The 12,514-nt window shown below is 35.8% G+C and carries 12 protein-coding genes; 8 read left to right on the top strand and 4 right to left on the bottom strand.

The genetic code is table 11. The features are described from left to right. The first annotated feature begins 92 nt into the window (after window positions 1-92). Window positions 93-1,172 (top strand): peptide chain release factor 1, encoded by a 1,080-nt coding sequence (gene prfA, locus ACJTDF_RS00845; protein WP_407965731.1) that lies wholly within the window; start codon window positions 93-95, stop codon window positions 1,170-1,172. Next, the gene (gene prmC / locus ACJTDF_RS00840; protein WP_407965730.1) at window positions 1,169-2,035 is read left to right on the top strand and encodes a peptide chain release factor N(5)-glutamine methyltransferase; all 867 of its coding nucleotides are present in this window, start codon (window positions 1,169-1,171) and stop codon (window positions 2,033-2,035) included. The genes prfA and prmC overlap by 4 nt, the downstream gene beginning before the upstream one ends. Here the strand turns inward: prmC and nrdF are convergent. From nrdF to nrdH, 4 genes are read right to left on the bottom strand one after another with little or no spacing between them, the layout of a single operon-like run. Next, window positions 2,032-3,006 (bottom strand): class 1b ribonucleoside-diphosphate reductase subunit beta, encoded by a 975-nt coding sequence (gene nrdF / locus ACJTDF_RS00835; protein WP_407965729.1) that lies wholly within the window; start codon window positions 3,004-3,006, stop codon window positions 2,032-2,034. The genes prmC and nrdF overlap by 4 nt on opposite strands. A gap of 11 nt (window positions 3,007-3,017) precedes the next feature. Then, window positions 3,018-5,099, bottom strand: coding sequence for a class 1b ribonucleoside-diphosphate reductase subunit alpha (nrdE, locus tag ACJTDF_RS00830; protein ID WP_407966193.1), 2,082 nt, complete (start codon window positions 5,097-5,099; stop codon window positions 3,018-3,020). A 56-nt stretch (window positions 5,100-5,155) separates the two neighbouring features. Next, window positions 5,156-5,548: a class Ib ribonucleoside-diphosphate reductase assembly flavoprotein NrdI gene (gene nrdI / locus ACJTDF_RS00825; protein WP_407965728.1), complete on the bottom strand. Its 393-nt coding sequence runs from the start codon at window positions 5,546-5,548 to the stop codon at window positions 5,156-5,158. After that, window positions 5,548-5,769: a glutaredoxin-like protein NrdH gene (nrdH, locus tag ACJTDF_RS00820; RefSeq protein WP_407965727.1), complete on the bottom strand. Its 222-nt coding sequence runs from the start codon at window positions 5,767-5,769 to the stop codon at window positions 5,548-5,550. The genes nrdI and nrdH overlap by 1 nt, the downstream gene beginning before the upstream one ends. 698 nt (window positions 5,770-6,467) lie before the next feature. On the opposite strand from nrdH, the gene ACJTDF_RS00815 reads away from it, so the two are divergent. The 6 genes from ACJTDF_RS00815 (at window position 6,468) to ugpE (ending at window position 12,513) form a co-directional block, all read left to right on the top strand. After that, entirely contained in the window at window positions 6,468-7,208 is a 741-nt protein-coding gene (locus ACJTDF_RS00815; RefSeq protein ID WP_407965726.1) for an ABC transporter ATP-binding protein, read from the top strand. A gap of 15 nt (window positions 7,209-7,223) precedes the next feature. Then, window positions 7,224-8,114 (top strand): metal ABC transporter permease, encoded by an 891-nt coding sequence (locus ACJTDF_RS00810; protein WP_407965725.1) that lies wholly within the window; start codon window positions 7,224-7,226, stop codon window positions 8,112-8,114. Beyond that, complete coding sequence (locus ACJTDF_RS00805; protein ID WP_407965724.1) at window positions 8,107-9,018, top strand: metal ABC transporter solute-binding protein, Zn/Mn family; 912 nt, start codon at window positions 8,107-8,109, stop codon at window positions 9,016-9,018. Before ACJTDF_RS00810 ends, ACJTDF_RS00805 begins: the two co-directional genes overlap by 8 nt. 324 nt (window positions 9,019-9,342) lie before the next feature. After that, the gene (gene ugpB, locus ACJTDF_RS00800) at window positions 9,343-10,668 is read left to right on the top strand and encodes a sn-glycerol-3-phosphate ABC transporter substrate-binding protein UgpB (RefSeq protein WP_407965723.1); all 1,326 of its coding nucleotides are present in this window, start codon (window positions 9,343-9,345) and stop codon (window positions 10,666-10,668) included. Window positions 10,669-10,766: 98 nt separating this feature from the next. Further along, window positions 10,767-11,651, top strand: coding sequence for a sn-glycerol-3-phosphate ABC transporter permease UgpA (gene ugpA, locus ACJTDF_RS00795; protein WP_407965722.1), 885 nt, complete (start codon window positions 10,767-10,769; stop codon window positions 11,649-11,651). 10 nt (window positions 11,652-11,661) lie between these two features. Next, entirely contained in the window at window positions 11,662-12,513 is an 852-nt protein-coding gene (gene ugpE, locus ACJTDF_RS00790; RefSeq protein ID WP_407965721.1) for a sn-glycerol-3-phosphate ABC transporter permease UgpE, read from the top strand. Window position 12,514: the final 1 nt, after the last annotated feature.

Raw genomic sequence — 12,514 nt, 5'->3', positions numbered from 1 at the left:
AAGAGTATTTTTCTTCTTTATTACCCCCTACAATAATATAATGGTATAATATTATCAACTTCTAACATTCAATGAATTAGGCCGATATTGCCATGGTTTCTTTGCCACAAGACCGCATGAAGCAGCTTGAAAAACGCTTCAAAATAATTGAAAGCCAAATGGCTGAGAACCCAAATGCGGAAACATATGTAAAATTAGCTTCCGAATACGCAGAATTACAGCCAATTATAGTTCCTATACGAGCATTAAATTCTCTCTATAAAGAAATAGCAGATATCGAAACCATAATAAGTGATACACAAACAGACACAGAAATGCGTAATTTGGCCCAAGAAGAGCTATCATCATTATATCAAAAAATTCAGGAACTTGAGCAAGAACTCCAAATTCTTCTTTTGCCCAAAGACATTGCTGATGAAAAAAGCGTTATTATTGAAATTCGAGCAGGAACGGGAGGATCAGAAGCAGCACTTTTTGCAGGAGACCTTTTCCGTATGTATGAACGTTATGCTAATACTCATAACTGGAAAGTTGAGGTCATTTCTTTGAGTGATGGTGAAGTTGGTGGATATAAAGAAATTATAGCAACCATTTCAGGAAAAGGTGTATTTTCTAAACTTAAGTTTGAATCAGGTGTCCATCGCGTACAACGCATCCCTGAAACAGAGACAGGAGGACGCATCCATACATCAGCCGCCACTGTTGCAGTTTTACCAGAGGCGGAAGAAATTGATATTGAAATTTGCCCAGAAGATATCCGCATTGATACAATGCGTGCATCTGGTGCAGGTGGGCAGCATGTCAATACAACTGATTCAGCTGTTCGTATTACGCACATACCAACAGGAATTATGGTTGTTCAAGCAGAAAAATCACAACATCAAAATCGCGCACGCGCACTCCAAATTTTACGTGCGCGTTTATTCGATATTGAACGACAAAAAGCAGAGAGTGAACGTTCAGCATCCCGCAAAACTCAAGTTGGCTCTGGTGATCGATCAGAACGTATTCGCACCTATAATTTTCCACAAGGACGTGTAACTGACCATCGTATTAATCTGACTCTATATAAACTTGATCGTATCATGGAAGGAGATTTAAATGAGCTGATTAATGCACTCATTTCTGATCATCAGACAACACTCCTTACTGAAATGGATCATAGTAGATGAACGATCATTCGCTCAGCAAAACCATTCAAAAAACACAAAAAAAATTGCAATATCAAGGAATTTCTGAAGCCGATCTTAACGCAAAAATACTCGTTGAATGGGTAACAGGAACTACTGCATCCGATAGAATTCTGCAACCAAATATGTGTCTATCTTCTGAACAGCTCGTACAATTAGAACAAGCTATAAATCGACGTATTGCAGGTGAACCTGTCTACCGTATTACCGGGACACGAGAATTTTACGGTATACCATTTACCTTGTCTAAAGATACGTTAGAACCACGTTCGGATACAGAAACACTTGTTGATCTTGTTTTACCAATTCTTAAAACATATCTAAAGAAATCAGAACAAGCTACACTGCTTGATATGGGAACAGGAAGTGGAGCTATTGCCATAGCAATTCTCAAGCAAATTCCTCAAACCTATGCTGTAGCCGTTGATATTTCCGAAGATGCTTTAAAGACAGCTACAAAAAATGCACAACATGCAAATGTTGCCCACCGTTTTACACCTCTTCTCAGCAACTGGTTTGATTCCGTCAAGGGACAATTTGATCTCATTATTTCCAATCCTCCTTATATTCCAGAAAAAGAAATCAAAAACCTTGCAAAAGAAGTGCGCCAACACGACCCTTTGCGCGCCCTAATTGGTGGAGAAGACGGCCTTGATTTTTATCGAAAATTGGCCCATGAATCAGCAAATTATTTAAAAGAGAAGGGCCATATCGCTGTTGAAATTGGCTATTCTCAAGAAAAAGAAGTTTGTGATTTATTTAAAAAAAATGGATTTAAATGTTTAAAAATACGTGAAGATTTAAATAAAATACCTCGTGCGCTTCTCTTTTCCTTCACTCATTAAAACGCCCAATCCTCATCCACAGTTGCAACTGCTTTACCAATAACATAAGAAGAACCTGATCCTGAAAAGAAGTCATGATTTTCATCAGAATTCGGTGACAAAGCTGCTAAAATAGCAGGGTTAACACGGCACACTTCAGGTGGAAAAAGAGCTTCAAAACCTAAATTCATTAATGCTTTATTTGCATTATAATGAAGAAAAACCTTAACATCCTCTGTTAACCCAATAGCATCATAAAGATCTTCAGTATATTTACACTCAATATTATAAAGATCAAAAAGTATATTAAAAGCAAAATCTTTTATTTCTTGTTTTTTAGCTTCATCAAGCTTCGCAAAACCTAATTGAAATTTATAACCGATATAATAGCCGTGAACAGCCTCATCACGAATAATAAGCCGAATTAAATCAGCGGTATTAGTCAGCTTAGCACGACTTGACCAATACATGGGTAAATAAAAACCAGAATAAAATAAAAAGCTCTCAAGCAAAGTCGAAGCAATTTTTTTCTTTAGCGGTTCATTCGCCTCATAATGCTCAAGTATTAATCTCGCTTTTTTTTGCAAATAGGTATTTTCTTCCGACCATCTAAATGCATCATCAACTTCCACTGTCGAACATAAAGTTGAGAAAATAGAGGAATAAGAACGTGCATGAACCGCTTCCATAAATGCAATATTCGTTAATACTGCTTCCTCGTGTTCTGTTACAGCATCAGCCATAAGCGAAATAGCTCCCACAGTATTCTGAACCGTATCCAGAAGAGTAAGACCTGTGAAAACACGAATTGTCAGTTTTCGTTCTTCCTCCGTCAAACTAGCCCATGAAGGAATATCATTGGACAATGGTACTTTCTCAGGTAACCAAAAATTACCAGTTAAACGATTCCAAACTTCAAGATCTTTTTCGTCATGGAGTCTATTCCAATTTATAGCGCAAACAACAGCATTTTTGGTTGTAATTTTGGTCATATAATCATCTCCTACAAACTGCATGAAACACAACCATCGACTTCTGTTCCACTCAATGCCATCTGCCGTAACCGTACATAATAAATGCTCTTTATGCCTTTTTTCCAGGCATAAATTTGTGCACGATTAATATCACGTGTAGTTGCTGTATCAGGAAAAAACAAAGTTAACGAAAGACCCTGATCGACATGCTGCGTAGCAACAGCATAAGTATCAATAATTTTTTCAGGCCCAATTTCATAAGCATCCTGATAAAACTCTAAATTCGTATTATCCATATAAGGAGCAGGATAATAAACACGTCCTATTTTTCCCTCTTTGCGAATTTCAATCTTCGAAGCAATTGGATGAATAGAAGAAGTTGCATAGTTAATATAGGAAATAGATCCTGTAGGTGGTACAGCCTGAAGATAGCGATTATAAAGCCCATATTGAGCAACTAATTGCTTGAGCTCTTGCCAATCTCTTTGGTTCGGAATAACGATATTATTACGTGTAAAAAGCTCTTGTACTAGCTCAAATTGTGGTTTCCATTCTTTCTCAATATACTTTGTAAAAAAATTTCCATCTGCGTAAGCTGATTTTTCAAATCCTACGAACATTTTTTTACGTTCACGCGCAATTAAATTAGAAGCACGCAATGCATGATATGTAACTGTGTAAAAATAGATATTGGTAAAATCAATTGCTTCCGGCGTTCCATAATAGATCTTTTCACGGGCTAGAAAACCATGCAAATTCATTTGTCCCAAACCAATCGCATGACTCTCAGCATTGCCTTTTGCAATAGAAGGCACACAAGCAATATTACTCATATCAGAAACAGCTGTTAGGGCACGCACAGCTATTTCCACTGTTCTCCCAAAGTTATTACTCTCCATCGCTTTTGCAATATTCATTGAGCCAAGATTACAAGATATATCATTGCCAACAGCACGATAAGTTAAATCTGTTTCCAGTTCACTGGCTTCACTCACCTGAAAAATTTCTGTACACAAATTGCTCATACTAATACGGCCTTCTATCGGATTTGCCCGATTGACCGTATCTTCAAACAAAATATATGGATATCCTGATTCAAACTGAATTTCCGCTAATGTTTGGAAGAAAACCCGCGCACTTATTTTCTTTTTGCGTATCTTTGAATTATCAACAAAAGAGCGATAATGCTCTGTCAAAGAGATATCACTAAAAGGTTTTCCTGTAACCCGCTCAATATCGTAAGATGAGAAAAGATACATATCCTCATTATTGCGAGCAAGCTCAAAAGTGATATCAGGAATAATAACACCAAGAGAAAGCGTTTTAATTCTGACTTTTTCGTCAGCATTTTCTCGTTTTGTATCCAAAAATTTCATAATATCTAAATGATGTGCGTGTAAATAAACAGCACCAGCGCCTTGTCGCGCACCAAGTTGATTAGCATAAGAAAATACATCTTCTAACATTTTCATCACAGGTAAAACACCCGATGATTGATTTTCTATTTTCTTAATTGGTGCCCCTGCTTCTCGTAAATTTGTCAAACAAAGTGCCACACCTCCACCGCGTTTCGAAAGCTGTAAAGCTGAGTTAATGGAACGACCTATCGATTCCATATTGTCTTCAACGCGTAACAAAAAGCACGATACTAATTCACCTCTTTGCTTCTTGCCCGCATTCAAAAATGTTGGTGTTGCTGGTTGAAACCGCCCTGTAATAATTTCATCAACCAACCCCTCAGCAAGGTCTTTAATCCCTTGTGCTAAATATAAAGCAACAAGACAAACACGATCCTCATAACGCTCAAGATAGCGTTTACCATCAAAAGTCTTTAATGTATAACTCGTGTAATATTTGAACGCGCCTAGAAAAGTAGGAAAACGAAATTTAAATGCATAAGCGCGTTTAAAAAGCTTTTTGATAAAAGAAAAATCATAAAGTTCAAATAATTCTCTCTCATAATAATTTTCTTCTACCAAGTAATCTATTTTCTCCTTTAAATTATGAAAAAAAACCGTATTCTGATTAACATGTTGGAGAAAATACTGCCGAGCAGCAAGTCTATCCATATCAAATTGAATATGACCATTCTCATCATAAAGATTAAGCATCGCATTGAGTGCATGATAATCTGTAATTTGATCTGGCGTCTCCAGTTTTTTTACACTTATTGTTTCCAAAACTTTTCCAATCCCTTTTTCACACAAATAACGTCTTCCTCAGTTCCTCGAAGCTCAAAACGATAGAGGCAAGGTATACAACATTTCTCTGCAATTATCTTGCTCGCTAAATTATAATAACAACCGAAATTGCGATTTCCACCACCAATGACACCACGAACCAATTCACGGTTTTCCACTTCATTAAGAAAATGAATCACTGCTTTTGGCACAGCCAATCTACCTTTACCATCTGCATAAGTAGGTACAGCTAACACGTACGGCTCATTAACCAATATTGATGGATTTTTTTTATCAATTTTGAAAAGTCGTTGGTCAAGCTGAGAAACAAAATGTTCAGTATTACCCGTTGCACTCGAATAATAAACAATAAGCCCCATTAGCCACAAAGACCATTAATCATATCTGGTCTAAAACCCGACCAATGATTATCATCGCAAACTACTACAGGCACTTGACGATATCCTAAAGATTGAACAAAATTATACGCTTGTTCATCACAAGAAATATCAATAACATTATAATCAACACCCTTAGCATCAAAAGCACGATAGGTAGCATCACATTGAACACAAGATGGTTTACTATAAATAGTGATCATTCTTTTCAACTTTCATAATTCAAAAAATAACTTAGAAACAAATTAATTATGATAATTTCACAACATTTACACAATAATTACACACTAAAACACTTAGTCATGTTTCAATTAAAATGACTTACAAGCTGATGAATGTAGTTTTAAATTACTACATTCCCTTAAAATAAAACATAGTACAAACGAAGAAATGGCTTACAGTCGCAATAACTGCTCTCCGTTATACAACAACTACCTACTAGCATTTTTCTTGTTTCACTGTTTTTGAATGAAAAGCATCATAAAGCCAACTACCTTTGTAGCCTTTACAGCCACTTTGTTAGTGCCTTCATTTGTTTTCCACCACAAAAAAATTTAATACATAGACAATGAACAAAAAAACTCCCCTAAGGTGACATTCCAATTGAACTGCTACTCTAAAATATATGGTACTGCACTATGAAATAATCTGATTTCAATAAAATGAACAATGTATTCACATTTAGCATTTATTTTGAATCACCGATCATTCTAATACTATATATAGTATACATAGACATGATTTCGTCAAGAGAAATTCAAAGCTATTTTAAATTTTCTACGATATTCCCATTGCCGTGAAAAGTCTCCTAAAAACAAAGGATATAAGATAACATTTGATTGACATATGTAATTATATAACATAACGTATTTGAAAATATTAAAAAAAGAATGGTATCAATATGAGCTTACAGTTCAATAATGTGGTATTAGGTTACACAAACAGAATTGTTATAAAAAAATTTTCAGCAAAACTGACAAAAAATTCATTAATTGCAATAACCGGTGATAACGGTTCTGGGAAATCTACACTTCTTAAAGCTATTGCCGGATTAATTAAACCTATCAGTGGTAAAATTACAAAACTAACGAAAAGCCGTATTGCTTACCTTGGCCAATACTGTGACATTGATCGAACATTCCCAGTTGATGTAGAAACACTCGTTAAAATGGGACTATGGTCTTTCTGTGGCTTATGGAAAAGCCAACATTCCTACCAATATAAAATTCAAAATGCACTAGAAATAGTTGGGCTTACAGCACTTGCTCACCGTTCACTTAACACACTATCAAATGGGCAATTACAACGTGCTCTTTTTGCACGTATTATTGTCCAAGATTCCGATATTATATTGCTTGATGAGCCTTTCAACGGTGTGGATCTTAAAACCCAAAAAGAACTCCTAAAACTGATTACTCATTGGCAACAAAAAGGTCGCACAATTCTTATAGCGCTTCACAATCCTCTTATTGTTCAAGAATATTTTCCACAAATGATTCATATTAATAAAAAACACGCTTTTTATGGAGAAACAACGCACTTATTAAGTGCCAATAATCCCCCTATTACGTCATCTCTCATATCCAATTTTTCCATATCAAGCGACAAGAACGAGGCTTTTCTGTCAAGTAATTTTATCTAAACTGGATTATCACACGTGTACGCATTTTTTCTCGCGCCTTTTATTGATTTCCAATTTATGCAAAATGCTTTAATTGGTTCCGTTTTATTAACGATCAGCGCCTGCCCTATTGGGGTATTTTTAATGTTACGTGGTATGAGCTTAACAGGTGATGCAATATCACACGCTATTCTTCCTGGTGTCGCCGTCGCTTTTCTTTTCTGTGGTTTTTCTCCCATATTCATGACTCTTGGTGGAGTTGGAGCTGGTATTATTGTCGCATTAGCAGCTACTTTGATTTCGCGAAATAGTTTTCAAAAAGAAGATGCCTCAATGACTGTCTTCTATCTTTTTGCATTAGCAACAGGTGTCACGATTATTTCTCTCAAAGGATCAACAATTGACTTATTGCATCTTTTATTCGGTTCAGTGCTTTCTATTAATACACAGGCTATTTGGCTAATTACTGTTATAATGCTCATAACAATAAGTAATCTGTGTATTTTTTGGCGAGCTCTTGTAGTAGAAAGTTTTGATTCACTATTTTTTAAATCACTCTCTCCACTAGGAAAATATGTTCACATTTTATTACTTGGACTCATGGTATTAAACCTAGTTGGCGGTTTTCAATCATTAGGAACACTCATGTCCATCGGCATTATGATGATTCCAGCCATCACTGCCCGTTTTTGGCTTTCGCGTTTGGGCCCTATCTGTGTATTATCAATTATTTTAGGAATAACTTCCAGTGTATTTGGTCTCCTGCTCTCTTTTCATACATCCTTACCCTCTGGTGCATCTATCATTATAGTTGCAGGATCTATCTATCTTCTTACCTGTCTTATAAGCCCACCTGGACTCATTGCAACTTGGTTCCCTCGCCTTTTCCTATACATCCTTTCCATCATAAGAAAACAACATGCATAAATTTGCTAAACAATTTGTTCTGCTGAACTCTCTTCTATTACTTCTCTTCCCACTTTCTGCCGCTGCGCATCAAAAAATTAATGTTGTCACAAGCTTTTCCATTCTTACAGACTTAGTAAAAAATGTAGGAGGCCATCATATCTCGACCACTACCTTTGTTGGTCCCAATACAAGCATCCACAGTTACGAACCTACACCTCGTGATGCAAAAACTATTAAAAATGCTCATATTATTTTCATCAACGGTCTATATTTAGAAGATTTCATAAATCGGCTTACGATAGCAACTGGAACAAAAGCGCTTCTTGTGGAAGTCAGTGCTAATATTCCCCCATTAGAAATTAAATACGAAAAACGCAATAGGACGCATCACCACGGCAATATTGATCCACATGCTTGGCAAGCTATTCCTAATGTTGAAACTTACGTCAAAAATATTGCCGCCGCTCTTTGTAAAATCGATCAACAATCATGTGAAAATTATAATAAAAATGCTCAGACTTATATTCAAAAACTAAAAGCACTGCATACAACCATTACAACACGAATTTCCACTATCCCGAAAGATAAGCGAACCATTATTACATCTCACGATGCCTTTGGTTATTTTGCTCATGAATATGGACTCACCATCATTTCTCCCGAAAGCGCTTCAAAAGAAGCTACTGCAGCAGATGTTGCTAAACTTATTAAACAAATTAAAAACAATAAAGTATCCGCATTATTTGTTGAAAATATCTCCAATCCTCGTCTTATAGAACAAATTTCAAAAGAAACAGGTTTAAAAATTGGTGGCATACTTTATTCCGATGCCTTATCCGAAAAAGAAGGCCCTGCCGCAACTTATCTTGATATGATGGAATACAATGTTAACACCATCATTAACGCTATAACCGAACGTTAAGACATGTAATATTATTGGAATGTAAACAATCAACCTAAAGATTATATCATCTCATATAAGAATCCTTGACTGTTTGCCTTTCTGATTATCTTTTTTCATTTTTTTTGGAATCATTGCCATTTTATAATGCCGACCATTACAATCACATCCAGACAATCACAAAAGTTGAAAACTGGTCAATTTACACAAATTCGTTTGACCTTTGCATGGTTCATGTTTAAATGAATTGGCATCTTTCTGAAAGAGAACCATCATGATATATTTATGAATTACATTAATAGTCCTGAGAAAACCGTGCTCCATCAATTCAAAAAGGGATGAATCATGAATCGTCTTTATCTTTCCTTAGCAGCATTTATGATTGCTATAACTGCGGCAAAAACGGGTTTCACACAAACAAAAATCAGCTTTTGGCACTCTATGAGTGGCGATCTAGGAAAACAAACAGAAAATCTTATCAATGATTTTAATAAAAGCCAATCTGATTATAAAATTGTTCCTTCATTTCGCGGTGAGTATGAAGAAAGTATGATATCACTTATCGCAGCATTTCGAGGGAAACAACAACCAGTTCTCGCCCAAATTTACGAAGTTGGCACAGGTACTATGATGGCTGCAAAAGGTGCGGTCTATCCACTTTACCAGCTCATGGCTGATACAAAGCAAGAGTTCGATACCCTAGACTATTTACCTGCTATTAGTAGCTATTATTCTGATGCTCAAGGACGTATGCTCTCTATGCCATTTAATGTTTCAGCACCAATCCTTTTTTATAATAAGGATATTTTTAAAAAAGCTGGGCTTAATCCGGAACAACCACCTAAAACATGGAAAGATATAGAAGATTTTTCAAAAAAAATTCTTGATAAAAAAGCTGCGAATTGTGGTTTCACAATGACTTATGCTGCACAATGGATTGGCATAGAAAATTTTTCAGCATTTCATAACATTCCTGTAGGAACAAAAAGAAATGGTCTTGATGGACTTGATGCAGAACTAACATTGAACAGTCCTTTGCAAATACGGATGTGGACAGATCTTAAAAGATGGTCAGATAAAGGTATCTTTCGTTACGGTGGTCCAGCTGGTGCACTCGATTCAGTACCAATGTTTATGGCACAAAACTGTGCAATTTTAATACAATCATCAGGATCACGCGGTGGAATTATTTCAGAGGCCCAATTTAATGTTGGATTTGGTATGCTTCCCTATTATGATGATGTAAAAGATGCACCACAAAACTCGATTATTGGTGGCGCCTCTATTTGGACTTTGAAAGGTCATACATCTAAAGAATATGCAGGTGCAGCAGCTTTTCTTAAATTTCTCTCGCAAACAAATAATCAAGTTAAGTGGCATCAAAAAACAGGATACCTTCCTCTCACAAAAGCTGCTTACCAATTAAGTAGAGACCAAAATTTTTATGATAAGAATCCAGGTATAGATATTGCTATTCAACAAATCAATTTAAATCCACAAACAGAAAATTCAAAAGGGATAAGATTTGGTAGCTTACCACAAATTCGTTCGATTCTTGATCAAGAATTGGAGGCTGTTCTGAATGGTTCTAAATCACCAAAAGAGGGATTAGATGAAGTAGTTAAACGTGGTAATAAGCTTTTACGCGAATTTGAAAAAGCCAATCATTAATGTTTCATGATCATTATTCAAAGTTGAAAAATTAGATCTTGAAAATTGGTATATTTCAATTCTCTTTTCCCGATGACTCTTATTAAAGAGCCCTGCACATGCAAGAAAAACACGCATATTTCAAAAATAGCCTACTTCCTTATTGGCTACTCTTTCCTCAACTTGCGATAACTTTTTTATTTTTTCTTTGGCCCGGCGCTCAAGCAATAAAATCATCCTTTGAGCGTGAAGATCCTTTTGGTTTTTCAACAACCTTTATTGGTTTTGAAAACTACATAACTGTCTTTTCTGACACTACTTATATACAATCACTGCTTACAACGATCATATTTTCTATTTCTGTCACACTTGTTTCAATGACAATATCACTTCTTCTAGCTGTTTCGGTTAACCGTGTTATCCATGCAAAAAAAGCTTATACTACGCTTTTACTTTGGCCATATGCTGTTGCTCCTGTATTGGCAGGTATATTATGGTTATTTATTTTTCATCCAACTATTGGAACTTTTCCTTTTTTCCTCAAAAAAATAGGTATTATATGGAACCATCGTATTAACAGTGTTCAAGCTATAATTCTCATTGTAATTGCTGCTAGTTGGCAACAAATTTCCTATAATTTTCTCTTTTTTCTTGCTGGTCTTCAATCGGTCCCTCACTCGCAAATAGAAGCAGCTGCCATTGATGGTGCCGGTCCTTTTAAACGATTTTGGACGATAATCTTTCCACAAATTTCACCAACAACTTTTTTTCTACTGATTATCAATGTCAATTATGTCATGTTTGATACATTTGGCATCATTGATAACATGACTTCTGGAGGACCTGCACGAGCAACGAGTACAATCGTTTATAAAGTGTATGAAGATGGCTTTAAAAATCAAATGATTGGTGCATCAGCTGCGCAATCAACGATATTAATGCTGATGGTTATTATTTTAACATTAATCCAATTCCGCTGGATTGAACGTCGCGTCCAATATTAGGAGAGAAGTTATGGTTGAAAACCGTCCTTTTTTGAAATTTTTCACTCATTTCATTCTCATTATTGGTATTCTTATCATCTGTTTTCCAGTCTATATTGCCATTATTGCATCAACACATAATTCAGCAACATTTAATGCAGGAACGCTTCCTCTCTTACCAGGACAATACGGCTTAGAAAATTATAAAACAATCTTTGGTGATGGCCTTGTACAACTTGGTCTTCCACGTCTCTGGCCACTTTTAATGAACTCATTTATTATGGCTATTGGTATTAGTATTGGAAAAATTACTATTTCACTCTTCTCTGCTTATGCAATCGTCTATATGCGTTTTCCTTTTCGTAAAACTGCCTTTGCTCTTATCTTTATTACGTTAATGCTTCCTATTGAAGTCCGTATTATTCCAACATATACAATAGTTGCACAATTAGGAATGATAAACACTTATAGTGGAATGATTATTCCATTAATTGCATCAGCAACCGCTACATTTTTATTTCGTCAATTTTTTCTCACTGTCCCTGATGAACTCTTAGAAGCTGCACGTGTTGATGGGGCAGGACCATTGAAATTTTTTAAGGACATTCTTCTTCCCCTTAGCAAAAGTAATATTGCGGCTTTATTTATTATTATGTTCATTTACGGATGGATACAATACCTCTGGCCTCTTATTGTTACAACAGATCAAAACCATCAAACTATTCTTGTTATATTGAAACAACTCGTTGTTGAATCACTGCAACATGATCCTCAATGGAATATCCTTATGGCAGTATCGGTTGTTGCTATGACTCCACCGGTTTTAGTCGTTATCTTCATGCAACGGCTTTTTGTCAAAGGTCTCATTGAAACGGAGAAATAAT

Origin of the sequence: Bartonella bennetti (genome assembly GCF_045945445.1) — a bacterium.
GTDB lineage: Bacteria > Pseudomonadota > Alphaproteobacteria > Rhizobiales > Rhizobiaceae > Bartonella.
This window is presented reverse-complemented; position numbering and strand designations above follow the sequence as displayed.

Bases quoted from the DNA above. Each gene is read 5' to 3' on its own strand.
- ACJTDF_RS00805 (WP_407965724.1), top strand. From the start codon at position 8,107: ATGCATAAATTTGCTAAACAATTTGTTCTGCTGAACTCTCTTCTATTA.
- nrdF (WP_407965729.1), bottom strand. From the start codon at position 3,006: ATGACCAAAATTACAACCAAAAATGCTGTTGTTTGCGCTATAAATTGG.
- prfA (WP_407965731.1), top strand. From the start codon at position 93: ATGGTTTCTTTGCCACAAGACCGCATGAAGCAGCTTGAAAAACGCTTC.
- ugpB (WP_407965723.1), top strand. From the start codon at position 9,343: ATGAATCGTCTTTATCTTTCCTTAGCAGCATTTATGATTGCTATAACT.
- nrdH (WP_407965727.1), bottom strand. From the start codon at position 5,769: ATGATCACTATTTATAGTAAACCATCTTGTGTTCAATGTGATGCTACC.
- nrdI (WP_407965728.1), bottom strand. From the start codon at position 5,548: ATGGGGCTTATTGTTTATTATTCGAGTGCAACGGGTAATACTGAACAT.
- ACJTDF_RS00815 (WP_407965726.1), top strand. From the start codon at position 6,468: ATGAGCTTACAGTTCAATAATGTGGTATTAGGTTACACAAACAGAATT.
- ugpE (WP_407965721.1), top strand. From the start codon at position 11,662: ATGGTTGAAAACCGTCCTTTTTTGAAATTTTTCACTCATTTCATTCTC.
- ugpA (WP_407965722.1), top strand. From the start codon at position 10,767: ATGCAAGAAAAACACGCATATTTCAAAAATAGCCTACTTCCTTATTGG.
- prmC (WP_407965730.1), top strand. From the start codon at position 1,169: ATGAACGATCATTCGCTCAGCAAAACCATTCAAAAAACACAAAAAAAA.
- nrdE (WP_407966193.1), bottom strand. From the start codon at position 5,099: ATGCTTAATCTTTATGATGAGAATGGTCATATTCAATTTGATATGGAT.